26 protein-coding genes are annotated in these 24,851 nt (G+C 31.4%); 21 read left to right on the forward strand and 5 right to left on the reverse strand.

All coding sequences use genetic code 11. The features are described 5' to 3' along the window. Positions 1 to 10 precede the first annotated feature (10 nt). From ACESR5_RS02640 to ACESR5_RS02685, 10 genes are all read left to right on the forward strand, one after another. Positions 11 to 1,360 carry a radical SAM protein gene (locus ACESR5_RS02640; protein ID WP_373154099.1) on the forward strand — a complete coding sequence of 450 codons (1,350 nt, stop codon included), beginning with the start codon at positions 11 to 13 and terminating at the stop codon, positions 1,358 to 1,360. Beyond that, positions 1,357 to 2,505 carry an AI-2E family transporter gene (locus ACESR5_RS02645; protein ID WP_373154100.1) on the forward strand — a complete coding sequence of 383 codons (1,149 nt, stop codon included), beginning with the start codon at positions 1,357 to 1,359 and terminating at the stop codon, positions 2,503 to 2,505. Before ACESR5_RS02640 ends, ACESR5_RS02645 begins: the two co-directional genes overlap by 4 nt. Before the next feature lie 40 nt (positions 2,506 to 2,545). Next, entirely contained in the window at positions 2,546 to 3,097 is a 552-nt protein-coding gene (locus ACESR5_RS02650; RefSeq protein WP_373154101.1) for a manganese efflux pump MntP family protein, read from the forward strand. Positions 3,098 to 3,121: 24 nt separating this feature from the next. After that, entirely contained in the window at positions 3,122 to 3,676 is a 555-nt protein-coding gene (locus ACESR5_RS02655) for a TetR/AcrR family transcriptional regulator C-terminal domain-containing protein (RefSeq protein ID WP_373154102.1), read from the forward strand. A gap of 107 nt (positions 3,677 to 3,783) precedes the next feature. Beyond that, positions 3,784 to 6,396: a calcium-translocating P-type ATPase, PMCA-type gene (locus ACESR5_RS02660; protein ID WP_373154103.1), complete on the forward strand. Its 2,613-nt coding sequence runs from the start codon at positions 3,784 to 3,786 to the stop codon at positions 6,394 to 6,396. A gap of 63 nt (positions 6,397 to 6,459) precedes the next feature. After that, positions 6,460 to 7,248 carry a hypothetical protein gene (locus tag ACESR5_RS02665; protein WP_373154104.1) on the forward strand — a complete coding sequence of 263 codons (789 nt, stop codon included), beginning with the start codon at positions 6,460 to 6,462 and terminating at the stop codon, positions 7,246 to 7,248. An 11-nt stretch (positions 7,249 to 7,259) separates the two neighbouring features. Further along, complete coding sequence (locus tag ACESR5_RS02670) at positions 7,260 to 7,907, forward strand: DUF2238 domain-containing protein (RefSeq protein ID WP_373154105.1); 648 nt, start codon at positions 7,260 to 7,262, stop codon at positions 7,905 to 7,907. Positions 7,908 to 8,089: 182 nt separating this feature from the next. Further along, positions 8,090 to 8,710: a hypothetical protein gene (locus ACESR5_RS02675; protein ID WP_373154106.1), complete on the forward strand. Its 621-nt coding sequence runs from the start codon at positions 8,090 to 8,092 to the stop codon at positions 8,708 to 8,710. A 373-nt stretch (positions 8,711 to 9,083) separates the two neighbouring features. Then, a complete protein-coding gene (locus ACESR5_RS02680) occupies positions 9,084 to 9,686 on the forward strand; it encodes a PTS sugar transporter subunit IIB (protein WP_087298096.1) in 603 nt (200 codons plus the stop codon). Then, positions 9,683 to 10,258, forward strand: a complete 576-nt coding sequence (locus ACESR5_RS02685; RefSeq protein ID WP_087298095.1) for a sugar O-acetyltransferase — start codon at positions 9,683 to 9,685, stop codon at positions 10,256 to 10,258. Before ACESR5_RS02680 ends, ACESR5_RS02685 begins: the two co-directional genes overlap by 4 nt. 386 nt (positions 10,259 to 10,644) lie before the next feature. Here the strand turns inward: ACESR5_RS02685 and chbG are convergent, their stop codons facing one another. Next, the gene (gene chbG, locus ACESR5_RS02690; RefSeq protein WP_373154108.1) at positions 10,645 to 11,391 is read right to left on the reverse strand and encodes a chitin disaccharide deacetylase; all 747 of its coding nucleotides are present in this window, start codon (positions 11,389 to 11,391) and stop codon (positions 10,645 to 10,647) included. A gap of 132 nt (positions 11,392 to 11,523) precedes the next feature. On the opposite strand from chbG, the gene aroE reads away from it, so the two are divergent. Genes aroE through ACESR5_RS02710 form a run of 4 tightly spaced genes read left to right on the forward strand, consistent with a single transcriptional unit; the run spans position 11,524 to position 14,108 of the window. Continuing rightward, complete coding sequence (gene aroE / locus ACESR5_RS02695) at positions 11,524 to 12,369, forward strand: shikimate dehydrogenase (RefSeq protein WP_087244483.1); 846 nt, start codon at positions 11,524 to 11,526, stop codon at positions 12,367 to 12,369. Positions 12,370 to 12,374: 5 nt separating this feature from the next. After that, positions 12,375 to 12,965, forward strand: a complete 591-nt coding sequence (locus ACESR5_RS02700) for an XTP/dITP diphosphatase (RefSeq protein ID WP_087244484.1) — start codon at positions 12,375 to 12,377, stop codon at positions 12,963 to 12,965. A gap of 2 nt (positions 12,966 to 12,967) precedes the next feature. Next, a complete protein-coding gene (locus ACESR5_RS02705; RefSeq protein ID WP_087244485.1) occupies positions 12,968 to 13,474 on the forward strand; it encodes a tRNA (cytidine(34)-2'-O)-methyltransferase in 507 nt (168 codons plus the stop codon). Further along, positions 13,449 to 14,108 (forward strand): TIGR01906 family membrane protein, encoded by a 660-nt coding sequence (locus ACESR5_RS02710; protein WP_373154109.1) that lies wholly within the window; start codon positions 13,449 to 13,451, stop codon positions 14,106 to 14,108. The genes ACESR5_RS02705 and ACESR5_RS02710 overlap by 26 nt, the downstream gene beginning before the upstream one ends. Before the next feature lie 26 nt (positions 14,109 to 14,134). Here ACESR5_RS02710 and ACESR5_RS02715 read toward each other — a convergent pair whose 3' ends face one another. Next, positions 14,135 to 14,731 (reverse strand): HAD family phosphatase, encoded by a 597-nt coding sequence (locus tag ACESR5_RS02715; RefSeq protein ID WP_087936403.1) that lies wholly within the window; start codon positions 14,729 to 14,731, stop codon positions 14,135 to 14,137. An 80-nt stretch (positions 14,732 to 14,811) separates the two neighbouring features. Here ACESR5_RS02715 and ACESR5_RS02720 point away from each other — a divergent pair, with 80 nt between their 5' ends. The 6 genes from ACESR5_RS02720 (at position 14,812) to ACESR5_RS02745 (ending at position 21,279) form a co-directional block, all read left to right on the forward strand. Beyond that, positions 14,812 to 15,432: a phosphatase PAP2 family protein gene (locus ACESR5_RS02720; RefSeq protein ID WP_373154111.1), complete on the forward strand. Its 621-nt coding sequence runs from the start codon at positions 14,812 to 14,814 to the stop codon at positions 15,430 to 15,432. Between the two features lie 220 nt (positions 15,433 to 15,652). Beyond that, positions 15,653 to 17,287: a peptide ABC transporter substrate-binding protein gene (locus tag ACESR5_RS02725; RefSeq protein WP_373154112.1), complete on the forward strand. Its 1,635-nt coding sequence runs from the start codon at positions 15,653 to 15,655 to the stop codon at positions 17,285 to 17,287. 77 nt (positions 17,288 to 17,364) lie between these two features. After that, on the forward strand, positions 17,365 to 18,312 hold the full coding sequence (locus ACESR5_RS02730) for an ABC transporter permease (RefSeq protein ID WP_087303951.1): 948 nt from the start codon (positions 17,365 to 17,367) through the stop codon (positions 18,310 to 18,312). After that, a complete protein-coding gene (locus tag ACESR5_RS02735; protein ID WP_373154114.1) occupies positions 18,312 to 19,250 on the forward strand; it encodes an ABC transporter permease in 939 nt (312 codons plus the stop codon). Before ACESR5_RS02730 ends, ACESR5_RS02735 begins: the two co-directional genes overlap by 1 nt. A 3-nt stretch (positions 19,251 to 19,253) precedes the next feature. Further along, entirely contained in the window at positions 19,254 to 20,342 is a 1,089-nt protein-coding gene (locus tag ACESR5_RS02740; RefSeq protein WP_373154115.1) for an ABC transporter ATP-binding protein, read from the forward strand. Further along, complete coding sequence (locus tag ACESR5_RS02745; protein ID WP_373154116.1) at positions 20,335 to 21,279, forward strand: ABC transporter ATP-binding protein; 945 nt, start codon at positions 20,335 to 20,337, stop codon at positions 21,277 to 21,279. Before ACESR5_RS02740 ends, ACESR5_RS02745 begins: the two co-directional genes overlap by 8 nt. Before the next feature lie 82 nt (positions 21,280 to 21,361). Here the strand turns inward: ACESR5_RS02745 and rbr are convergent, their stop codons facing one another. From rbr to ACESR5_RS02760, 3 genes are all read right to left on the reverse strand, one after another. Continuing rightward, complete coding sequence (gene rbr, locus ACESR5_RS02750) at positions 21,362 to 21,949, reverse strand: rubrerythrin (protein ID WP_087244489.1); 588 nt, start codon at positions 21,947 to 21,949, stop codon at positions 21,362 to 21,364. Positions 21,950 to 21,965: 16 nt separating this feature from the next. Beyond that, entirely contained in the window at positions 21,966 to 22,370 is a 405-nt protein-coding gene (locus ACESR5_RS02755) for a Fur family transcriptional regulator (RefSeq protein WP_373154117.1), read from the reverse strand. Positions 22,371 to 22,453: 83 nt separating this feature from the next. After that, a complete protein-coding gene (locus ACESR5_RS02760) occupies positions 22,454 to 23,371 on the reverse strand; it encodes a hypothetical protein (RefSeq protein WP_373154118.1) in 918 nt (305 codons plus the stop codon). Positions 23,372 to 23,403: 32 nt separating this feature from the next. On the opposite strand from ACESR5_RS02760, the gene hflX reads away from it, so the two are divergent. Beyond that, positions 23,404 to 24,633 (forward strand): GTPase HflX, encoded by a 1,230-nt coding sequence (gene hflX / locus ACESR5_RS02765; RefSeq protein WP_373154119.1) that lies wholly within the window; start codon positions 23,404 to 23,406, stop codon positions 24,631 to 24,633. The last annotated feature ends 218 nt before the right edge of the window (positions 24,634 to 24,851 follow it).

Genomic DNA, 24,851 nt, shown 5'->3' on the forward strand with positions numbered 1-24,851 from the left:
ATTGAAGAATATGGGAACAATTAAAGATAAAACAACATCAGTAGCGTTAAAGAAAGTCATTCAATATATTGAAAAGAATCCAGGAGAGAATATCACAAAGATTTTAGACTGGTTAGATAAATTTGATACATCAGGTATGATTACCAAACAATTAACAGTCGTCAGAGATGTTTTAAGTGATCCCAATAATAACTGGACAGAACTTGTAAATAGTTTATATACTGATATTGATGCCGATGTCAGAGTTAAACTTTTTGAAAACTTTATCATTCATTCAGCCGTTTTAGGATTGAAACAAAGAGAAGATACTATGAATACTTATCACTGTAATGTGCCTTGGGCTATATTGTTAGATCCAACAAGTGCCTGCAACTTAAAATGTGTGGGGTGCTGGGCCAGTGAATATGGTCATCAGTTAAACTTAACTTATGATGAAATTGATAACATTATTGAACAAGGAAAGCAAATGGGTGTGTACATGTATATTTATACAGGTGGAGAACCTATGATGCGTAAAAAAGATTTAATCAAGCTTTGTGAAAAACATAATGATTGTGTCTTTTTAGCTTTTACAAATGCCACATTAATTGATGAAGCATTTATTCAGGAAATGTTGAGAGTGAAAAACTTTGTGCCATCTATCAGTATTGAAGGAAATGAATACACAACGGATTTACGTCGTGGACAAGGAACATATCAGAAAGTCTTAAAAGCAATGAAATTATTAAAAGACAATCGTTTACCATTTGGTGTTTCGTGCTGTTATACAAGTCAAAATGTTGAAGTGTTAAGCAGTGAGGCATTTATGGATTCATTAATTGACTCTGGTGCGAAGTTTGCCTGGTTCTTTCATTATATGCCAGTGGGAAATGATGCAGTAACAGATCTGTTATGTACACCAGAACAGCGTGTTTTGATGTATCAACAAATCAGAAAGTTTAGAAATGAAAAACCAATCTTTACTATTGACTTCCAAAATGATGGTGAATATGTAGGTGGATGTATTGCAGCTGGTAGAAATTATTTACATATTAATCCTCACGGTGACATTGAGCCATGTGTCTTCATTCATTATTCAGATTCTAATATAAGAGAAAAGAGTTTATTAGAAGCTTTATGTTCACCATTATTTATGGCATATAAAGAAGGTCAGCCATTTAATGACAATCATCTTCGACCATGTCCAATGCTGGAAAATCCAGAAAAATTAAGAGAAATGGTTCATCGTACAAATGCCAAATCAACTGATTTACAATCTAATGAAAATGTTGATCATTTGTGTGATAAATGTCAATCTTATGCTCACAACTGGCAGAGTGTTGCAGATGAGTTATGGCAGGAATATCATAAAAATTCATGAAAAAAATAGACTTAAATAGAAAAAAGAGAATAGTAGATCTCACAATTGAAAATCTGATTGTCATCATCCTGATTGGAATTGTGATGATCTACATATTTTCAAAGATGGATATCATCACACATGCCTTTTCTATTTTATTTCAGGCATTTGTCCCATTTTTATATGGGATTGTTTTTGCTTTTGTCATGAATATTCCGATGAATTATTTTCGACGACATTTGCCAAAAAGAAAGGGACAGGAACGTAAAATTCTCTCTGCCATTTTGTCATTAAGTGTTGTTTTTATCATTTTAGTGGCTGTTTTATTTTTTTTCATTCCTCAGCTGATTCATTCTATTTCATCACTTATTATGAATATATCAGAACTATCAGAGGAACTGTCACAAATTGTAGAAAATGTTCTATTGCGTTTTCATATGACTTCTTCACAGATTGCACAGGTTCAAATCAAGCTGAGTGATTTTGCCAGCCAGTTAATATTAGCATTAGAAACACTATTGCCAGATGCGAAAAATATGATTTCAACATTCGTATCAGGCATCTTAGATGTCATGATGGGATTTGTGATTAGTGTTTATCTTATTTTTTCTAAAGAAAAGCTTTTAAAAAAAGGAAAACATCTTTGTTATGTGTTTATTTCAAAAAAATGGTTAAATCGATTAATTAAGCTTTATCGCCTAATCAATAAAGTTTTTAAAAACTTTATTAACAGCCAAATCATAGAAGCTGTGATTATTGGTATGATGTGTTATGTAGGATGCTTGATTCTTCAAATTCCCTATGCTTCAACATGTGCTATCATTATTGGGTGCACCAATATCATTCCTTATTTTGGTCCCTTTTTTGGAACAGCTTTTTGTGCTATACTCTTATTATGTGAATCATTATCAAAATCTCTTTTATTTATTGTATTTGGAACAGTGATTCAACAAATTGAATCTAATTTGATTTACCCACATGTAGTTGGAAATTCAGTTGGATTATCACCACTACTTGTTTTGTTTACAGTAATCGTAGGTGGACGTCTTTTTGGTATTGTAGGAATGGTATTTGGATTACCTGTGATGTCCATTGTTTATGAACTTTTAAAAGATTACATTCATACTCATGAAGCTCAACTTCGCACAAAAGAAAATTCTACATAAGAAAGGAATAAGTATATGATTGATATACAAGGAAAGAATCATGAAACTGATTAATATTTTTGTTATTTTAATTATCTTATCATTAGATTGTTTTGTTGTTGTTATGGAAAAGGGAGCTGTAATGCCTTTTCTTTCATGGAAGAAGATTAGCCAATATAGTGTTTTGTTTGGAATTGTATCGTTGATGATGCTTTTACTTGGTTTCTTTGTTGGAGGAATTTTTACATCTTACATTTTAAGAGAAATTAATCGTATGGTATTAGCAATGTTATTTATTTTAATGGGAAGTCGTTTTTTATATAATGCTTTTTCTAGAGGAAAATTTTTTGAAGGATTGGATGAAAATATTGATTTTAAACATATGAGTCGCTTGGCTTTTTCAACATCTATTGATTTATTTTTATTAGGTGTGGGTCTTCGTATTGTTGGAGTCGATATAATGACTATGGCCATATTAACAACCTTGGTGACATTTTTGTTTGTTTTGATAGGTTTAAAGATTGGTCAGATGTTTGGAGTTAAATATCAAAAACAGGTCTATTGTATTGCAGGAATCCTATTATATATGAGTTCCCTGGTTTTGGTATTTTAAGAGAACTGGATATTGGTGAATGCAATGAATTCTAAGAATAATACAAAAGATTTATTAGCGGATAGTTTAAGAGATTTGATGTTGAAAAAGCCATTTGAAAAAATTACGATTAAGCAGATCTGTGATGCCACAGGTGTGATACGTATTGTTTTTTATAATTATTTCTCTGATAAATATGCTGCTTTGGAATATATTGTTTATCGTGATCTTTATGAAACAGCATATCCTTATATTCAAAGTCGAGATAGACATGAAGCTTTTCGGGTTGTAATATTTGTAATTCAAAAAAATATTGAATTTTATCGTATTGGCTATCAGATTATTGGGCAAAACAGCTTTGAAGAGGCTGTTTATAAAGCTGTATACCAAGTTGTTCACGATTTTATGAGTCAAGTAGAAGAAGATGTTTTGGGAGTAGATAAGTTTTCTGCGGATACTTTTGTCAGGTTTCATGCAATTGTCATCAGTGCTGGAATTAAAGAATATGTAAAGACGAATAAAGAAATCCAACCAGATTATCTAATAGAGCTTTATAGATGGTTGATTTTTTCTAGTGAAAAGATTTTAGAAGAAAAATAAACATTTAAGCCAAAATGTCTATATGTTTATCAATATAGTCATCGTATACTAAGAGTAGAAAAAGAATTCTACTCTTTTTTATAATCATAGGAAATGGAGGACTGAAAATGATTATTTCGCATTATGAAGATAAAGATACGCTAATGCAACAGTTCAATAGTGATGAAAATATGGGGCTATCTTCTTTACAGGTAGAAGAGAATAGAAAGAAATATGGAAACAATTCCTTAAAGGCAAAAAAGAAAAAGACTTTCTTTCAAAAATACATTGACCAGTTTAAAGATGTTATGATTATTATCCTATTAATTGCGGCAGTGATTAGTTTTATCGTTGCTTTTTCAGAGGATGATATGGCAGCTTTCTTTGAACCGATATTGATTGTTGCGATTGTTGTGGTGAATGCCTTGATGGGTGTTCTTCAAGAGAATAAAGCAGAAAAAGCAATGGAAGCTTTGATGCAATTATCTTCACCACATGCTAGAGTTATCCGAGATGGGAAACAGCAGATGATTGATGCTAAGGATTTGGTTGTTGGTGATATCTTGATTTTACAGGATGGGGATTATGTTCCAGCTGATGCACGTTTGTTGGAAGAATTTAGCTTAAAAGTTGAAGAATCGGCATTGACTGGCGAAAGTGTTCCTGTTGAAAAGGATGCTAGTCAACCAGTGGATTTAGAAGCACCGTTAGCAGAGCGATTGAATATGGTCTTTTCAGGATGTAGTATTCTTTATGGAAGTGCCAAAGCGATTGTGACACAGACAGGTATGAATACTGAGATGGGAAAAATTGCTAAACTGATAGATAATGAAGTTGAAATGAAGACACCACTTCAAATGAAACTATCCCAGTTAGGAAAGTATTTAGGTGTTTTAGCTTTAGTGATTTGTTTTGTCATCTTTGTGATGGGAATTATAGATGGCATGGATATCTTAGAAATCTTTATGACATCTGTTTCTTTAGCTGTTTCAGCAATTCCAGAAGGTTTACCAGTTATTGTTACTATTGTTTTATCTATTGGTGTCAGTCGTATGGCAAAGCATAAAGCAATTGTAAAAAAATTACCAGCTGTTGAAACCCTAGGAAGTACATCTATTATTTGCAGTGATAAAACAGGAACGTTAACACAAAATAAAATGACACTTGTCAAGATGTATACAGCTCAAGAAAAACAGTTGAAAGATATTGATCAGGCACAAAGCGATGCAGATATGAATTTATTAAAAGCGGCTGTTTCGTGCTGTGATGGAGATATTGAAGTCAACAATGGTGAAGAAAAACCATTAGGAGATCCAACAGAAACCTGTCTTGTAGCGGCGTTGATGCATAAAGGAATCACCAAACAGCAAGTGAATGAACAGTATCCACGATTATTTGAATTGCCATTTGATTCTAATCGTAAATTAATGACAACAGTCAATCAGATTGGTGATAAAAGATATGCGATTGTAAAAGGAGCATATGATATTTTAGCATCACGTTGTTTAGATGATAATATGGATGTTGTCAATGACACAATGCTACAAATGAGTCAACAGGCTTTACGTGTTATCGCAGTGGGTTATAAAGAAGTTAATGACAATGAAAGTGAGTATGATAATGACTACTTGGAAAATGATTTACATTTTGCAGGACTGTTAGGCATGATTGATCCACCTCGACCAGAAGCGAAAAAAGCTGTTGCTGAATGTAAAAAAGCAGGTATTAAGCCGATTATGATTACCGGTGATCATGTTGTGACAGCAGGGGCGATCGCTAAAGAATTAGGTATTTTAAATGAAGGAGATATGGCGATTACAGGTGTGGAATTAGATAATATGTCTGATGAAGAATTTGATAACAAAGTCACACATATTTCCGTCTATGCCAGAGTATCTCCGGAAAATAAGATTCGTGTTGTGAAAACATGGCAGAAAAAAGGGTATATTGTTTCAATGACAGGGGATGGGGTGAACGATGCTCCGGCATTAAAGGCTTCTGATATTGGTTGTGCAATGGGAATTACAGGAACCGATGTTGCGAAAGGAGCAGCAGACTTAACATTGATGGATGACAATTTCTCAACAATTGTGGCAGCAGTCAAGGAAGGACGAGGTATTTATAATAATATTCGTAAAACAGTTGGTTTCTTACTGGGAACAAATATTGGTGAAGTTGTACTTGTCTTTTTATCGATGTTGTTTTGGAAACAGGCACCATTATTATCTGTGCAGTTATTATGGGTGAATTTAGTTACTGACAGTTTACCAGCCATTGCGTTAGGAACTGAACCTATCGAAGATGATGTCATGTATGAAAAACCTAGACACAAAAATGAAAGCTTATTTGCTCATGGTTTAGGGATACAGGTTATTTTACAAGGATTTATGTTTGGTTGTTTAGCTTTAACAGCTTTCCGTTTAGGATGGCGTGAAACGGGTAATATTGAAGTAGGAAGAACAATGAGTTTTATGGTTTTATCATTATCTCAAATTATTCATGCTTATAATATGCGTTCATCAAAATCTTTATTTAAGATTGGTATCTTTAAAAATAAGAATTTAAATAAAGCTGCTTTGATTTCTCTCTTAATGGTATTCATTGTTTTATTTGTTCCAGCGATTAATGATATTTTTGGATTAAGAATATTATCTTTACATTTCTATATCAGTGCTCTCATTTTATCATTTGTACCTGTTTTGGTTTTAGAAATTGTCAAAGCTTTTCATCTTTTGAAATAAATGTTAATATAGATAGATATGATAGTTATCTATCATATCTATCTGTTTAAGGAGGATTCTCATATGCATAAATTCAAAGAGAAAAGTCAAGCAATCAAAGATGAAATTCATGAACATAAAGCTTCTTTTATCGTCTATATATTATTAAGAGTCATTATTTTCATAGTTATGATTTTACAGTTGTTACATCATAATTATGAAAATGTATTTCTATGTGTTTTAACATTGTTTTTGATGATTGTACCAAGCTTTATTCAGGCAGAGTTTAAAATTGAATTACCGAGTTTATTAGAAATTATTATATTCTTATTTATATTTAGTGCAGAAATTCTTGGTGAAATTTCATCATTTTATATTTATTTTCCTATGTGGGATACAATTTTGCATACTTTAAATGGTTTTTTATGTGCAGCTATAGGTTTTTCTTTAGTAGAAATCATGAATAATGATAAACGTCTTAAATTTACTTTATCACCTGTTTTCATGAGTGTTGTTGCTTTTTGTTTTTCAATGACTATTGGATCTTTGTGGGAATTATTTGAATTTGGTATGGATCAGTTTTTTCATTTTGATATGCAAAAAGATACAGTTATTCATGCTATTCATTCAGTAACTTTAGATCCTACGAAAAGTAACATTCCTGTGACAATCAATTCTATTTCTGAAGTTTTGATTAATGGTCATAACTTGGGGCTAGGTGGTTATCTGGATATAGGTCTGATTGATAGTATGTTGGACTTGTTTGTGAATTTTATAGGAGCTTTTATCTTTTCAATATTTGGTTTCTTTTATAGTTTAAAGAAAGAGAAAAAGAATTTTATTCAACAGTTTATCCCTGTGAAAAAAGAATAGGAAGGAGATTTATGAAAACAAGACAATCAGGATTGTTTTATTTTGCAAGTGGTATTTATATTGTGACACTTCTATTGGCTTTTGTTTTGAATATAAAAACAGGAAACTTAAAAGATATCATGATGTGTTTTGTTGCTTGCATAACACCATGGCTTTTTCCGCTACTGATGCATCTGCTTCATCTTAAAATGACGGATGAAATCAAGATTATAAATGTTGTTTTTGTGTATTTTGCTTCATTGATAGGAAGTTCATTAAAAGGATATACATTGCCTTTCTATGATAAAATTGTACATTTCTTTAGTGGAATTCTTGCAAGTATGATGGCGATGATTTTTTATTGCATGGTCAAAAAGCAACATACCATTGATAATAAACAAGATTATATTTTTCTTTTCATTTTTATTATAACAGCCAATTTGTCAATTGCTGTTTTATGGGAGTTTTATGAATATTTTATGCTTGTCTTTTTTAATAATGACTGTATCCTTCACTATACAACGGGTGTTCATGATTCCATGACGGATATGCTATGTGCTTTAGGTGGAGGCTGTCTTGTATTATTGAGCTTTTTAAGAGCTAAAAATCAACAGAAATCAAATGTATTGATACGTATTGTTGAAAACTTCTATGATTTTAATACAAAGAAATTGACATAATGAAAAATGACAATCATACAAGACATATCTATTTTGAAAGATTTGGGACTCCAAAAAATATTCAAAAAGGAGATTTATTAGGTGATGGTGAACTTATTTATGTTAAAAATCGACAAAAAAAGAAATTTCTTTAGTCACAATTATCATGAAATAATGATACAATATAAAAAAGAGGTGTCATTATGAAGAAGTTGAAAATGATGTGGTATGGTTGTTTAATCATTTATATTGTAACTTTGATATATGCGTTTTATGTGAATTGGCAGGGTAAGTATTTTGGGATGACTTTTGTGGCTTGTCTGACACCATGGATTTTACCTGCACTCATGAAAATACTGCATATCAAAGTTCCGTTAGAATTCCATATTATTAATCTTATCTTTGTTTATTTTGCAAGTCTATGGGGAAGCTGTCTTGGTGGGTATTCAACACCTTATTATGATAAATTTACACATTGTGCCAGTGGTGTTGTTATTTGTGAACTGATATATTTTGTATATAAACATTTTTTAAGAGAAGATCATCGTAAAAGCTTGATGTTTTTGTTTTTAAATGCTGTCAATGCTTCCATAGCTTTATTATGGGAATTTTATGAATATGCATTATTAGTCTTCTTTAATTATGATGCTATTAATCATTGGACAAGTGGTGTCCATGATACATTGACAGATATGCTGGTTGCTGTGATTGGTGGACTTGTTTTATCTTTCTATTTGATACATTTTGATCAAAGTCCCAAAGAACATTTCTTTGTGTCTTTGGAAAGAAAGATTTATCAGTTAAATCATAAAAAAGACTCATAACGATATGAAATGATACAGAGAATGAATGATCAATATTCATTCTTTTTTATATGAAATATGCGATTATCAAAAGATTAAACATTATGTATGATGTAGATGGAGGTGTCATTTTTATACCTAAATATACAAGAAGTGGTATAAATGATAAAATATTGCCGAGGAAATAGAAACCTTGTCGTTTATGATTGTAATGATTATGTAAAGTTACGGAATTTATAAACAACAGAAAGTCTCTGAGAAGGTGTGAAAAACATGGAACATGAAAATAGATGAAGAAAAATCATTTGGGAAAATCGAGATGAGATTTTCTCTTTTTTATGTAGTTGGTATTTTGATGAAAGTTTAGTATAATAGAAATATGGTGGTGAGGGCAATGGAAACTTTTTATAAACAGGAAGATTTAGAAGTCTTTAGAAAATGGGTTTATTATCAGGTGACAAGTGATCCTCGCTTAAAGCTAGAAAAATATGATTCAAGAACTTATAAAATTTATTATAAAAATCGTGTTGCCAGATTTGTTGTTTGGCCTATAGGAATTGTAGAAGAAGCGATTATGGAAGGAGAAGAACTGTTATTTTATTTACATTATCAGTTTTATAACTTTCATTATGCAACCAATCTGTTTCATCGTATGATGGAAAAACTGCTTGAAGATGAAAAGCCAAATTATCATATTTTATTATGTTGTTCAGGTGGTATGACAACGGGATATTTTGCTGAAAAATTAAATAAATATTGTCAGTTAAATCATTTACCTTATCATGTTGATGCAACAGCAGTTTATCAGTTAGAAAATGTTTATCAAAAATATGATTTGATTCTCATCGCTCCTCAACTCAGATATAAACAACATGAGTTATCACAAAAATTGAAACCTGTTTTAGTAGATAATATAGATGCTTCTATTTTTGCAACTTATGACTGTCAGGCGATGATTGAACATATAGAAAAAATAATAAAGGATGAAAATAAATGAGTGAAAAAGAAAAAATGAAGGCTGGGCATTTATACCAGTCATATGATCAGGAATTATATCATGAAAGAGAAATTTGCAAACGAATGCTCTATGAATATAATCGTTATACTCCTGTTCAAAAAGAAGAAAAAGATGTTTTATTAAAGAAATTATTGAATTGTAAAGGTGAATTATGGATTGAACCACCTTTTTATTGTCAGTATGGTTACCATATTACGGTTGGTATTGATTTTTATAGTGATGTTAATCTCACCATTTTAGATCAGGGACTTGTAGAGATTGGAGATCATGTTGTCATGGGACCAAATGTGAATATCTATACTGCTTCTTATCCTTTTCATGAAGGACAAAGGATGCAAGGCTTAGAATATGCACGTCCGGTTAAAATTTATGACTATGTCTGGATAGGTGGGAATGTGACTATTTTGCCAGGTGTTAAGATTAATCAGGGTGCTATCATTGGAGCAGGGAGTGTTGTCACTCATGATATTCCTCCATATGTAATCGCTGCAGGGAATCCATGTCAGGTGATTCGACCTATTACCAAAGAAGATCTTCATAAAAAATGGTAAATAACACAATTTGAAAAATCTTTTTACCTTGTTTTAACACTTCTTTTTGAAAGGAATGTTAAAATAACCTTGGTGGTGATAAGAGTGGATTATTTGGGATTGATTGTTCCAGGATTGTTTTTAGCCATATTAGGGGTATTAAATCAAATAGAGGGTCATGAAAAGTTATAAAAATCTTTTCAATAAAGAAAAAAGAGATTATAAGTTCGACTTACAATCTCTTTTTTGTGTTATTATTTTTCGAAAGTTTTGTATTATATGAACTACAATCTCCATCTCTCTACCAAATAACTTCCACCTTGCTCTTCTTCCTCACCATATCCGTATCTCTACGGACATATCTATTTTAACATTTTTTTACAAGAATGCAAGAATCTTTTGTCAAATTATAAATGATTATGTGGAAGATCAGAAAAATTAATAAGTTTAATATGATTTTCTTGTATGAAAGTTTTGACTTCTGGTGAAGTTAAAAGTTCAAGTTCTTTCATACGTGGTAAGTTATAGCTGGACATATCATAGAGTCTTTGATCAAGATAAGCAGGGTGACACATGAATTCCAAAGGTCCATGATAGGATGAAAGAATTTGTGTAAAATATTGATAATTGGCATCATCATTATACATCTGATCATAAACAGGAATATAAGGATATGTATCAAGAACTTGTTCACGTTGGCGAATAGGTAAATCATATTCTAAAGCTAATCGTTTTGTAACATCCAAATGCCATGGTAATAGATGGACATGATGGTGTGAATCAATATGTGTTGGCTTATGTCCGGCTATTTCAATAAATTTTTCTATTTGAGCTTTCCATTCACGATAAAGTTCATCTTGATTAGCGTGTGGTTTTCCATCAGGATAATCTTTTGGTCGAATAAAATCTCCATTTTGATCTGTATAGGATTGAGCTCCTTCTACTAAAGGACGACCAACGGTTAATACCAGGTGAACTCCAACTCCCAGTTGTGGGAATTTTTTAGCTTCTTTTAAAGCAAACTCAGCATAGGGCATATTCATCATACATGTTGTTGAAGTAATAATGCCTTGACTATGCCCTACAAGTATACCAATGGTATTGGCTTGTGTCATTCCAAAATCATCAGCATTCACTATTAATTGATTAATCATAAAAAATTACCTCCTATACATGATTATACTCGAAAAATAAAAATGGGGGTGTTTTTTTCATATTCTTAAAATAATTCTTTGAGTCTTGTAGATGATTGCTATATAATAGAAAAGAAATCAAGGAGGGTTATGATGAATAAGATTACGGGTTATACAGGATTATATGGTATTGTTGCTAATCCTATAAAACATTCCTTTTCACCAATGATGCATAATACAGCTTTTCAATACTTGGGTATTGATGATGTTTATTTGGCATTTGAGGTGGAGGAAAATCATTTTGCCAATTTTATAACAAGTGCCAGAATATTACCCATCAAGGGATTTAATGTATCCATGCCATATAAAGTGAAGATTTTATCTTATCTTGATGAATTGACTCCTGAAGCTAAACTCTGTCAGGCTGTCAATACAGTCAAAAATGATCATGGTAAGCTGATTGGCCATATTAGCGATGGAATCGGCTTTATCAAGGCCTGTGAAGAAAAACATTGGAATCTTCATCAACAGAAAATTGTTGTTTTGGGTGCTGGTGGGGCTGCTAGAGCTATTGTGGCTGCACTGACAAAACAGGCTAAGGACATTATTGTTTATAATCGCAGTCATAAGGATTGGGTTGAACAAATGAATCAACAATGTCATTGTTCTATAACATTAAAATCCTTGCAAGATATGCAATCTTTAAAAAATGATTTAAAAGATGCTTATTTGCTTATTCAAACCACAAATGTAGGAATGGAACCACATACTGATGGATGTTTAATTCCTGATGAATCTTATCTCAATAAGTCATTAAAGGTGGCTGATATTATTTATAATCCTCAAGAAACAAAGTTATTAACACTAGCAAAAGAAAAAGGTCTTGAATATATGAATGGAGAAGGCATGATTCTTTATCAGGGTGCTGTTTCTTTTGAATTTTGGACGGGACAGAAAATGCCTATATCAGAAGTCAAGAAAAGTTTGAAAATGGAGTGAGAGAAATGAAAGAAATTATTGTAGCTTCTACAAATGAAGGAAAAATTAAAGAAATCAAAGCAATGTTAGAAGAAATTGGTATCGAAGTCAAATCATTAAAAGATGTGTTTGATCAAGACATAGATATTGAAGAAAATGGAAAGACTTTTCAGGAAAATGCTTTAATTAAAGCTCAGACAATTTGTGATATGATTCATAAGCCTGTATTGGCAGATGATTCTGGATTGGAAGTCAATGCCTTAGATGGAGCACCTGGTATTTATTCAGCACGTTTTATGGGGCATGATACAAGTTATGATATTAAGAATCAGTACATTATTGATGCTGTTAAGGGTAAAGATAGAGGTGCCAGATTTGTTTGCGCTATGGCTTTATGCAGACCTGATCAACAGCCTATCTTGATTGAAGAATATTTTGATGGAGAAATTTATGATAAAATTGAAGGTGAAAATGGTTTTGGATATGACCCAATTTTTTATGTGCCAGAACTTCATAAAACATCTGCACAATTGACATTGGAAGAAAAAAATCAATATTCACATCGTGCCAAAGCACTTAAAAAGCTATATACAATTTTGAAAGGTGAGGGAGATTAATCATGAATCATATTGTTTTAGTACATCCTGCAATCCCTCAAAATACAGGGAATATTATGCGTACTTGTGTAGCAACACATTCGAAGTTGCATCTTATTAAACCATTAGGTTTTTCTTTAGATGATAAACATATGAAACGTGCCGGGTTAGATTATATTAAGGATTTACAAATGCAGGTATATGAAAACTGGGAAGATTTTGTGAGTCAAAATCATGGAGATTATCATTTTTTTACACGTTATTCAAAACTATGTTATAGTGATCAAAATTATGTATCTGACCAGGATCAATATATCATCTTTGGTCATGAACATGATGGAATTCCACATGATATTTTAAAACAGCATTTAGATGAATGTGTTCGTATTCCAATGGATGCTGATGCTAGAAGTTTAAATCTTTCTAATTGTGTCGCTATAGGTATTTACGAAGTATTACGCCAACAAAGCTATCCTGGTTTATCTAAAGTAGAGGTGCAAAAAGGTGCTGACTTCATTTATAAAGAATAGAAAAAGTGATATTTTCTTAGCTGTTGTTTTCGCTATTTTCATTATCAGTTTTGCGGTAGTATTTACAGTTTTCTTTAAACCGCTCTATTATTTTGATATTGATTTTTTAAATCTGAGTGAAAGTACAGGACTTTCAGCTGATGTCATTCGTCATAATTATGATGTTTTGATTCAATATCAGAGTCTTTTTTACCAAGGAGATCTCAATCTACCAAATTTTGTTATGTCGACAAGTGGACGTATTCATTTTGAGGAAGTTAAAAGAATCTTCGAAGCAATCCAAATGATTTGTGTTATCAGTGGAATCATGATATTTATAATGGGAATTTATCGTATAAAACAGCATGAATATCGTTTTTTAAGATTAACGTCATTGTTTTCAGTAGGTATCCCTTTAGTTATTGGATTTTTTGCGGCGATTGATTTTAATAAGGCTTTTATTCTTTTTCATCAAATAGTATTTAGAAATGATTATTGGATTTTTGATGAAACAACAGACCCAGTTATTACTATTTTACCAGAAACATTTTTTATGCATTGTTTGATGCTTATTATAGGTATAGTGATTGTCATCAGTCTTATATTATATCTGATTTATTTAAGACAAAGAAAAAAGATCCTACAAAATATATAAAACCTGTTATGTTGAACATAACAGGTTTATAAAATATGACGTTTTTGTAGTTCTGTTCTTAAATCACTTTGATAAGGAAGATAAATACCATGGATATTTAATTCTTCAGCCATTTTAATATTGGCAAGCATATCATCAATAAAAACAGATTCTTCAGGTTGAAGATGGTATCTTTCTAAAAGCAGTTTGTAGATTTTTTGATCAGGTTTAACAAGATGTTCATTAGCTGAAATCACACCACCATCAAAAAGTTTAAAGAAATCATATCTTTCAAACATCGTTTTAATAGCTTCTTTATGGAAATTTGATAATAGGTATAAAGAATAACCTTTTTCTTTTAACTCCCTGACAATAGCTACATTGTCTTCTAAAGGAGTCATCATATGAGTCCAAGTTTCCATGACAAAAATAATTTCATCATGATAGTGAGGGTGTTTTAAAGTTAAAGACTGGATAGCATCTTGAATCATCATTGTTCCCATATCTAGTTCTATCCATTCATCACTAGAAAAGATAATCATCATCAAATCCCCCATAATAGAAGGATTAAAATGTTTTTGTAAATATGCTTCAGGTTGAAAATCTAAAAGGACATTACCTATATCAAAAATAATATTTTTCATAAAATTATTCTCCGTTCATACCAAATTCACATAATTAAATCATCATGTTACTATATATTCTAGCATAGGAGGTTGTGTAGATGAAAGCATTTTTAGAAAAATATAATGGTTTAAAATATTTATTGTATTTTTTTATTGCTTATATGATTGGTTTTATGTTATTAGAAAATCATCATTCATCACGTATGATTATTACAGATTCATGGATTGATTCTTATATTCCATTTAATGAGTATTTTGTTATTCCATATATATTATGGTTTGTGTTTATGGTATTAGGTTTTGCATATTTTGTTTTTATTGATCAGGTTGGTATTAAAAGAACATATTTTTACCTGTTTTTAGGTATGAGTTTATCTTTGCTTATTTATGCATTGATACCTACTGGTCAAAATTTAAGAGTTCAGTTATATAATGAAAACATATTTCAATGTCTGGTTAGCTTTATTTATTCCGTTGATTCATCTACCAACGTCTGTCCTAGCATTCATGTATATAACAGTGTTATGATGTGTGTATCCCTGTTAAAAAGTTATAGAATACAACAACATACATGGTTGTGTTTATTGATTATCGTTTTAGCGATATTGATTTGTATGTCTACTGTCATGATTAAACAGCATGCTTTTATGGATATTGTATGGGCTTTGGTTTTGGTGTATGTTATTTATTATATTGGAAAATGGAAATATGATTATTAAGCAATCTATCCTGAATGGATTGCTTTTTTGATGAATAAAAATCTTTGAATTATGTAATAATTGTATACATTTATCTATATATTCTAAAATATTTTATGTTTAAAACAAAATTATAATAAATATTTGTCTTTTAAATAAAAATATATTGACTTTTAAATTTGTTGAGTATATACTACCCTCATACAGGAAAAACCTGTGATTCAAAAAAGGGGGAGAAAAAATGAAGAAGTTGAAAGCTTTAATTGTGATGTGTTTGGCAGCAGCTATGCTTGTAGGTTGCGGCAGTGGTTCTGTTGCTAATGATACTTACGTTTTTTCAAGCGAACTAGATATTAAGAATCTGGATTCTTCTGATGCTGATGATGGTATGTCATTTAATGCAATGCATGCCTGCATCGATGGTTTGATGGGATTAGATGAAGAAGGAAATATTACGGGTGCTATCGCTGAAAAATATGATGTGAGTGATGATCAAAAAACTTATACTTTCTATTTAAGAGAAAATGCTAACTGGGCTAATGGAGATCCTGTAACAGCAGATGATTTCATTTATGCATGGCAAAGAATCTTAAAGAATAATGGTAACTATGCTTATATGTTAGGTAGTGATGCAGCTTCTATCAAAGGTGTAGATGAAATTTTAGCAAAAATGGGTAGCCAAAAAGAATTAACTGATGATGATTTTGCAAATATGGGTGTGACTGCAAAAGATGATAAAACACTTGTTGTAGAATTAACAAAACCTGTTTCTTATTTTGATGAATTAATGACCTTCCCATGTTATTATCCAATTAATCAAAAATTCTGTGAAGAAAAAGGTGACCAATATGCAAAAAGTGCAGCTAATGTTTTATCTAATGGTGCCTTTGTCATGACAGATTGGCAACCTGGAAAACAAGCAACATTTGAAAAGAACGAAGATTATTGGAATGCTGATGCAGTGAAAATTCAAAATTTGGTTATGAATTTAGTTCAGGATCCACAAACAGCTGCAACAAGCTTTGGTAATGGGGAAACTGATTTTGCACCAATCAATTCTGAATTAGTTGATCAATATAAGAATGATGAATCTTATGTTTCATTTAATGAAGGATACTTATTCTATCTTGAAATCAACGAAAAGAATACTGATTTAGCAAATAATAAAATTAGACAAGCTATTTCAATGGCTATTGATAGAGATGATTTAGCAAACAATATCTTAAAAGATGGTTCTAAAGCTGCAGCAGGATTTGTACCTAGAGAATTATCAGTCAGTCCTACAGGAAGTGATTTTAGAGATGATGCAGGTAATTATGATGTCACAACATATAATTTGGAAAAAGCACAACAATTATTTGCTGAAGGATTAAAAGAAATTGATAAAGATTCAATTACTGTGAGATTAACTTATGGTACTGATGAATCACCAATGGATCAGATGGCTGAATATTTACAAAATGCTCTTACAAAATTAGATGGATTCAATGTTGAAATGGTTGCAACAACAAAACAAGATAGAATCTATAACAAAATGGCTAATGGTGAATTTGACATTGCATGTACACGTTGGGGACCAGATTATGGTGATCCTACAACATATTTAAACTTATTATTAGATGGAAATGCTAATAACTATGGTAAATATTATAGTAAAGAATATGAAGAAATTATGGCAAAAGTATCAACTGAATCTGATACTACTAAACGTTGGCAATATATGATTGATGCTGAAAAGATTATTATGGAAGACTTACCAAATATTCCAGTCTTTGAAAAAGGAACTTCAGCATTAGAAAATCAAAAAGTTTCTGGTTTGGTTCATAGACCAGTTGGTGTCCCTTATACATTTACTTATGTAGAAAAGGCAGAATAAAACAATTCAAGTCATGAAAGCTGATAAACACAATATGGTTTTCTATATTGTGTTTATCTTTTAAAAGGAGGGATTTGATGAGTAAATCAACATTAAAATATATTGGCAAGAGATTGCTCATATCAGTAGTCACGCTATTTGTCATACTTGTTGTCTTATTTTTAATTGTTAAATTATTGCCTGGGTCACCGATTAATAATGAAAGATTGTCTGAAGCACAAAGGGCAGCTATTGAAGCAAGGTATGGGTTGGATCAACCTATATTAACGCAATTTGTGAATTATGTAAAAAATATGCTGACAGGGGATTTTGGTGTTTCTTACAATATGTATAAAGATATGCCTGTATCTTCACTTGTGGGTTCAGCGGCAAAAATTTCGTTCTTGTATGGATTAAGTGCTGTTGTGATTGGGGGAATATTAGGAACATTATTAGGTGTATTTGCGGCCCTTCATAAAAATACAATTTGGGATACTTTGGCTACAGTTATTTCAGTTATTGGTGTATCTGTTCCATCATTTGTATTTGCAATGATGATATTAATACTATTTGCATCAAAATTGCATATTTTTCCAACGCAATATAGTTCTATGAATCCAATTGGGTCATCTATTATGCCAGTTATGGCATTATCTGTGGGAGTCATTGCAAATGTTGCACGTTTTACAAGAACAGAAATGGTTTCTGTTATGAATAGTGAATATATGACTCTTGCTGAGGCAAAGGGTTTAGATAGTAAGACACTTATTTTTAAGCATGCATTAAGAAATGCTTTGATACCGGTTGTCACTATTTTAGGACCTATTTTAGTTAACTTGATGACAGGAACGATGGTTGTAGAAAAAATCTGTGGTGTTCCAGGATTGGGCAAGCTACTTATCAATAGTATTTTATCTAATGATGTGAATATTATTTTGGCTTGTTCATTCTTATATGCAGCTATGTATATTGTGATGATGCTAATTATTGATGTTTCTTATGGAATTATTGATCCAAGAATACGTTTAGGTAAGGAGGATTCATAATGGATGCAAATTTGAAAAATATTGAATTTTTACCTGATGATTTTGAATTCGTTGGGGATAAGCAGGATATTTCGATAGATGTTGTAGCTCCTGCTAAGCCAGCATGGAAAGAAGCAATTGGAATCTTTTCTCAAAATAAAGGGGCTGTTATTGGATTGATTATGATTATAATCATTGTTTTATTGGCTATTTTTGCACCAATACTTTCATCATGGAAATTTGATGATTTGAATACTTCTTTACAATCTATTTCTCCTAATTTAGAACACTGGTTTGGAACAGATACAAATGGTAGAGATTTATGGGTACGTTTATGGACAGGTGCGCGTATTTCATTGTTTATTGCTGTTTGTGCTGTCTTTATAGATGTGATTGTTGGAACAACTTATGGATTAATTTCAGGATATTTTGGTGGCATGGTTGATTCTGTTATGCAAAGAATTCAAGAAATTATTAACTCTATTCCAACATTAGTTGTTTTAACTTTATTATTAATGGTTATGAAATCAAGTTTAACGACAATTGTCTTTGCTTTATCTTTGACAGAGTGGATTGGAATGAGTCGTATAGTTAGAGCACAGGTTTTAAAAGTGAAAGAAGAAGAGTTTGTTTTGGCTTCACGTACTTTAGGAGCGAAGAGTTTCTTTATTATCTTTAAAGAAATATTACCAAATATTTATAGTCAAATGATTATCATGATAATGATGTCTATCCCAAATGCTATTTTCTATGAAGCTTATTTATCATTTGTTGGTTTAGGTTTACCTGTTCCAAATGCATCACTGGGAACATTGATTAACGATGGATTTGAAAGTTTCCTTGTTTACCCTTATATGATGTTAATACCTGCAGTTGTGTTATCTGTATTAATGTTAAGCTTCAATTTGTTTGGTGATGGATTAAGAGATGCTTTAGATCCAACGATGAAGGAGATGTAGTCTATGGAAAGAGAAAGAATATTGAAAATTAGAGACTTGACTATATCTTTTAAAACGGGAAATGGTAAAGTCAATGCGATTAGAGGGGTAAATTTTGATTTATATAAAGGTGAAACTGTTGCTATTGTTGGTGAATCCGGTTCGGGGAAATCTGTTACAACAAAAGCAATTATGGGGATTTTAGCGAATAATGGAAGCATTGATTCAGGATCTATTGAATATACTTGGCATGATGAATATACAGGGGAAGCCATTACAAAAGATATTGTACAGTTAAGTAAAAAAGAAATGCAAAAAGAAATTCGTGGTCGTAAGATAGCAATGGTTTTCCAAGATCCAATGACTTCTTTGAATCCAACAATGACGATTGGAAAACAAATCATGGAACCAATGATGTTTCATTATGGAAAATCAAAAGAAGAAGCTTATCAAAAATCGGTAGAACTCCTTAAAGAAGTTGGAATTGCAGATGCTGAAAAAAGAATGAAAAACTATCCTCATCAATTATCTGGTGGGATGCGTCAAAGAATTGTCATTGCTATAGCGTTATCATGTGATCCTTATGTATTAATTTGCGATGAACCAACAACAGCATTGGATGTGACGATTCAAGCGAAGATTTTGGAGTTGATTCAAGAAATTCAAAAGAAAAAAGATTTATCTGTTATTTATATTACCCATGATTTGGGTGTAGTTGCAAAAGTTGCTGACTTTGTGAATGTTATGTATGCAGGTAAAATTGTAGAAACAGGAACAATCAATGAAATTTTCTATGATCCTAAACATCCTTATACTTGGGGTTTATTATCATCTATGCCAGATTTAGATACAAATGATGATGAATTATATACTATACCAGGTACTCCACCTAATTTAACACAGGAGATTAAAGGAGATGCTTTTGCCCCAAGAAATCAATATGCTTTAAATATTGATTTAAGAATAGATCCTCCTATGTTTGACGTACCAGGTTCAAATACACATAAAGTAGCAAGTTGGTTAATGCATGAAAAAGCACCTAAAGTAGAAATGCCAGAATCTTTAAAGAAACGTATCGAGAAAATGAAAAAGGAGGGGTTAATAAATGATTAATCAAGAACCAATCCTTGTTGTAAAAGATTTAAAACAACATTTTAAAATCAATCGTAATTTTACCGTAAAAGCAGTTGATGGAATTTCTTTTGAAATTAATCCGGGAGAAACTTATGGACTTGTTGGAGAATCAGGTTCTGGAAAATCAACAACAGGGAGAAGTATTATCCGTTTATATAAACCAACTTCTGGAAGTATTGTTTTTAATGGAAAAGATATTTCAGGAAAAATGGATAAAGAAACATTATCTGATTTAAGAACAAATATGCAAATGATATTTCAAGATCCTATGGCATGTTTAAATCCACGTAGAAAAGTTTTAGATATAATAGCTGAAGGATTAGATATTCATCACGCATACCAGACAATGGAAGAAAGAAACGAAAAAGTTTATCAGATTTTAGAACTTGTTGGTTTGTCAAGAGAGCATGCATCTCGATATCCTCATCAATTTTCTGGTGGACAAAGACAGCGTATTGGAATTGCTAGAGCATTAATTATGAATCCAAGTTTGATTATTGCTGATGAAGCAATTTCAGCTTTAGATGTATCTATTCAAGCACAAGTTGTTAATTTGATGAAGAAGATACAAAAACAGACAAACATTGCTTATTTGTTTATTGCACATGATTTGTCTATGGTTAAGTATATTAGCAATCGTATTGGTGTACTTCATTTGGGGCATCTTGTTGAAACAGGAACTTCAGAAGAAATCTTTAATAATCCGTTACATCCGTATACGAAATCGTTGTTATCAGCAATCCCTCATCCAAATCCAGACGTTGAAAAAAATAGAGTTTCACTAACTTATAGTTATGAAGATAGTGGACTTGATTATGAAGCTGGTACACAACATAAGGTTTCGGATACACATTATGTCTTAGCAACTGATGAAGAATTTGAAGATTTCTTGAAACACCAACATGATTTGATCTAATATAAATGAATCTCTCGATTTGAGAGATTTTATTTTTGTATAAAAAAATCCCAACTATGCCAAGCATAATTGAGGTGATTTCTTATCCTTTAAAGAAAGTATAAGCTTCAAAATGAGCTTGTGGATGATCGCAAGCAGGACATCTTTCAGGAGCTTCAGTTCCTTCATAAATAAATCCACAGTTATTACATTTCCACATAACAGCTTCGTCTTTTTTGAAGACTGTTCCATTTTCTAAGTTTTCTAATAATTTTAAGTATCTAGCTTCATGCATTTTTTCAGCAACAGCGATACTTTGACATACTTTAGCGATTTCAGGGAATCCTTCTTCTTCAGCAATTTTTGCAAATTCAGGATACATGTCAGTCCATTCTTCATTTTCACCAGCAGCAGCAGCTTTTAAACATTCAGCAGTTGTTCCAAGCATGATTGGGAAATCACCTTCGACATGTAAAGCTTCTCCCTTTAATTCAGCATTTAATAATTTCATTAATCTTTTAGCGTGTTCTTTTTCTTGATTTGCTGTTTCTTCGAAGATATTAGCAATTTGTACATATCCTTCTTTTTTCGCAATTGAAGAATAATAAGTGTAGCGATTTCTTGCTTGAGATTCTCCAGCAAATGCATGTAATAAATTGTTAGCAGTTCTTGTTCCTTTTAATGTTGGCATAATAATGCCCTCCTTCCTATGATTTTTTCTTTAAACAATGTGAACATGTTCCATGAAACAAAATATGTGCCCCGTGAATATCATGTTCGGATTGTTCGTTGACCTTATTAATAAGTTCATCCAGGGTAGATTGTTGACAAACGATATCTTGAATAGTTCCACATTCATCACATACCATATGAAAATGGGGTTCAATACGTGCATCGAAATGAATAACTCCATCACCAATATCTAAGCGTGTAATTCTTTTATGATCAACTAATAAATTAAGATTTCGATAGACAGTTCCCAAACTAATATCAGGAATCAATTGTTTGACTTGTGTATAAATATCATCCACATTAGGATGTGACCAGTCATTTTTTAAAACTTCGTAAATTGTTTCCCTTTGTTTAGAATATCTTAACTTTGTTTCAGACATACTCTCACTCCTTATTAATAATGGTTACTATTATTATACCATATATCCTATGATTGTCAAATAATCCTGATGTTGAAATCATTTTATATCATCAAGTATTGTAAAAGTAAACAAATAATAAATGAAGAGAGTCCATGAAGCACTCTTGCGATGAAATATTTTCTAAAAGAATAGGGGATACCATCTAAAATATTATCCACTTGCATTAAAACTGATAATCCTGAAAATGATAAATAAAAGCTGACAAAGGGATAGACAAGCAGATGTTGATATTGTAATAATTGAATAGAACCGGAACTGAATTCTAAAAAACCTTTGATGATATTTAAAAGAAATGGGTTATGAACAATGGTCTGTAAGCTATAACCAATAAATTGAAAGACAAGCATATAGCCTAAAATAAATATAAAGGCTGTTAAAGAAGATGTAATACTTTTTTTTAGGGCTTCTACAAATCGCATCTGGGGATGAATGATTGGCTGAATACTTTCATGAAAAGACATCCATTGGTAATCTTGATGATAAAAGACAGCTTTGATTATACTTGGAAGAATATGACTTATATAAATCATCAGTGCAACTGAAAAAGGCAGTTTTAGGGAAACAAAGATAAAGCTTAATGATGAAAAGGATGCTATGGAGAGAAGATGTTGTAGTTGGGAAATAGTAATATAACCTAATTCATAGGATTCTCTTAACATTTTTGCATTGGTTGGATAACCACAGAAAAAAGAAACAAAATAAAGAGAAGACATATGTGGTGTTAAATGAAAAAGTGGTGAAAAGAGAAATTGGATAAAATAACTGATGAGTTGAAAGATACCTAAAGATAAACATAAAGAAATTAAAATCATAAAGGGTAATAAAGATGGTAATAAATTAGTAAGGACAATCTGAATGACCTGAGAAGATACTTTGACAATCTGGAACATATTGAAAAAAGAAAAAAGAGTTGTAAAAAGAACAAGACAAAGTGTAAAATAATAATTAGCTTTTTTCATAAAGACTCCTTATTTGAAAGAGGTGAATAAAGATGAAAGGAATATTAGTTGGTGTTCAATATCCACAGATGCCATATGATTTTGATATATCTATGCAGGAGTTAAAACAATTGGCTTATGCCTGTGATATTGAAGTCAAAGCTGTGGTGACACAAAACTTAGATACGATTTCTCCTCAATATTATATTGGTAAAGGGAAAGTCATGGAAATTAAAGAATTAGTAGAACAAGATGATATTGTGATTTTTAATGAAGAATTGACACCTTTGCAGATCAAAAACTTAACTGATCAATGTCAGGTAGAAGTGACTGATCGTAGTGATTTGATATTACGTATATTTGCTTCAAGAGCGAAAACAAAAGAAGCCAAATTAGAAGTCGGCATAGCCAGACTTCAATACTTACTTCCCAGATTAGCAGGAATGAAACAGAATCTTTATTCTCAACAGGGAGGTATGGGTTTTCGTGGTAGTGGAGAAAAGCAGATTGAATTAGATCGTCGTCGTATTCGTCGTCAATTAACGCAAGCTAAACGTGAATTAGCGATGATTGAAAAACAGCGTCAGACACAAAGACAGTTACGAAAACATCACCAGGAAAAAGTGGTTTGTTTAGTGGGATATACAAATAGTGGTAAATCTTCTTTATTGAATGCTTTGACTTCTAAAAAGGTCTATGAAAAAGATATGCTTTTTGCGACTTTACAGACATCATCAAGACGTGTTTATATGAAAAAGCATCATGTCATCATGAGTGATACAGTTGGTTTTATTCATCAGTTACCACATTCATTTGTGCAATCTTTTCGTTCAACATTAGAAGAAGTGAAAGATGCTGATTTGCTTATTCATGTGATTGATGCGTCTTCACCTTATTACCATAATCAAATAGAAACAACTTTATCAGTTCTTAAAGAACTTGATGCTTTGGATATTCCAATGATTTATGTTTATAATAAAATGGATTTGGTTCATCAGCCCATTGTTCATGAACAGGGTATATGCATAGATGTTTCAGTGAAAGATAAAAAGCATTTAGATGATTTAGAAAATATGATCATTGATATTCTCTTTAAAGATTATGAATTGATAAGTGTTTATATTCCTTATGAAGAAGGGCATATTTTTAGTGAAATAGAATATCAATATGAAATACTTCATGCTGAATATTTAGAAAAAGAAATCTATGTCAGCTTTTATGTGAATCAAAAACATAAACAGCGTTATCTTCCATATATGAAAAAAACGGATAGTTTACAATAAAATGAGCTATCCGTTTTATTATGAATATTTTTTATAAACAAAAGGTTTATGAATATTGTCTCCTGTTTATAAAGCAAATGATACTACCAATTAAAAAGAGAAATAATAAACTGATTTGTAAAAATCTTTTCATTGAAATAACCTGGTATATTATAATTGACTCATTTATCAGTCATTAAAATATACCTTCTCCTTTCTATCAACTTTATTAATACGTA

It is taken from the genome of Clostridium sp. AUH-JLR23 (genome assembly GCF_964238065.1).
In the GTDB taxonomy this organism is placed as follows: Bacteria; Bacillota_I; Bacilli_A; order Erysipelotrichales; family Coprobacillaceae; genus Allocoprobacillus; species Allocoprobacillus merdigallinarum.

Excerpts from the sequence above, each read along its gene's own strand:
- ACESR5_RS02640 (WP_373154099.1), top strand. The coding sequence starts at position 11 with ATGGGAACAATTAAAGATAAAACAACATCAGTAGCGTTAAAGAAAGTC.
- ACESR5_RS02645 (WP_373154100.1), top strand. The coding sequence starts at position 1,357 with ATGAAAAAAATAGACTTAAATAGAAAAAAGAGAATAGTAGATCTCACA.
- ACESR5_RS02650 (WP_373154101.1), top strand. The coding sequence starts at position 2,546 with ATGAAACTGATTAATATTTTTGTTATTTTAATTATCTTATCATTAGAT.
- ACESR5_RS02655 (WP_373154102.1), top strand. The coding sequence starts at position 3,122 with ATGAATTCTAAGAATAATACAAAAGATTTATTAGCGGATAGTTTAAGA.
- ACESR5_RS02660 (WP_373154103.1), top strand. The coding sequence starts at position 3,784 with ATGATTATTTCGCATTATGAAGATAAAGATACGCTAATGCAACAGTTC.
- ACESR5_RS02665 (WP_373154104.1), top strand. The coding sequence starts at position 6,460 with ATGCATAAATTCAAAGAGAAAAGTCAAGCAATCAAAGATGAAATTCAT.
- ACESR5_RS02670 (WP_373154105.1), top strand. The coding sequence starts at position 7,260 with ATGAAAACAAGACAATCAGGATTGTTTTATTTTGCAAGTGGTATTTAT.
- ACESR5_RS02675 (WP_373154106.1), top strand. The coding sequence starts at position 8,090 with ATGAAGAAGTTGAAAATGATGTGGTATGGTTGTTTAATCATTTATATT.
- ACESR5_RS02680 (WP_087298096.1), top strand. The coding sequence starts at position 9,084 with ATGGAAACTTTTTATAAACAGGAAGATTTAGAAGTCTTTAGAAAATGG.
- ACESR5_RS02685 (WP_087298095.1), top strand. The coding sequence starts at position 9,683 with ATGAGTGAAAAAGAAAAAATGAAGGCTGGGCATTTATACCAGTCATAT.
- chbG (WP_373154108.1), bottom strand. The coding sequence starts at position 11,391 with ATGATTAATCAATTAATAGTGAATGCTGATGATTTTGGAATGACACAA.
- aroE (WP_087244483.1), top strand. The coding sequence starts at position 11,524 with ATGAATAAGATTACGGGTTATACAGGATTATATGGTATTGTTGCTAAT.
- ACESR5_RS02700 (WP_087244484.1), top strand. The coding sequence starts at position 12,375 with ATGAAAGAAATTATTGTAGCTTCTACAAATGAAGGAAAAATTAAAGAA.
- ACESR5_RS02705 (WP_087244485.1), top strand. The coding sequence starts at position 12,968 with ATGAATCATATTGTTTTAGTACATCCTGCAATCCCTCAAAATACAGGG.
- ACESR5_RS02715 (WP_087936403.1), bottom strand. The coding sequence starts at position 14,731 with ATGAAAAATATTATTTTTGATATAGGTAATGTCCTTTTAGATTTTCAA.
- ACESR5_RS02720 (WP_373154111.1), top strand. The coding sequence starts at position 14,812 with ATGAAAGCATTTTTAGAAAAATATAATGGTTTAAAATATTTATTGTAT.
- ACESR5_RS02725 (WP_373154112.1), top strand. The coding sequence starts at position 15,653 with ATGAAGAAGTTGAAAGCTTTAATTGTGATGTGTTTGGCAGCAGCTATG.
- ACESR5_RS02730 (WP_087303951.1), top strand. The coding sequence starts at position 17,365 with ATGAGTAAATCAACATTAAAATATATTGGCAAGAGATTGCTCATATCA.
- ACESR5_RS02735 (WP_373154114.1), top strand. The coding sequence starts at position 18,312 with ATGGATGCAAATTTGAAAAATATTGAATTTTTACCTGATGATTTTGAA.
- ACESR5_RS02740 (WP_373154115.1), top strand. The coding sequence starts at position 19,254 with ATGGAAAGAGAAAGAATATTGAAAATTAGAGACTTGACTATATCTTTT.
- ACESR5_RS02745 (WP_373154116.1), top strand. The coding sequence starts at position 20,335 with ATGATTAATCAAGAACCAATCCTTGTTGTAAAAGATTTAAAACAACAT.
- rbr (WP_087244489.1), bottom strand. The coding sequence starts at position 21,949 with ATGCCAACATTAAAAGGAACAAGAACTGCTAACAATTTATTACATGCA.
- ACESR5_RS02755 (WP_373154117.1), bottom strand. The coding sequence starts at position 22,370 with ATGTCTGAAACAAAGTTAAGATATTCTAAACAAAGGGAAACAATTTAC.
- ACESR5_RS02760 (WP_373154118.1), bottom strand. The coding sequence starts at position 23,371 with ATGAAAAAAGCTAATTATTATTTTACACTTTGTCTTGTTCTTTTTACA.
- hflX (WP_373154119.1), top strand. The coding sequence starts at position 23,404 with ATGAAAGGAATATTAGTTGGTGTTCAATATCCACAGATGCCATATGAT.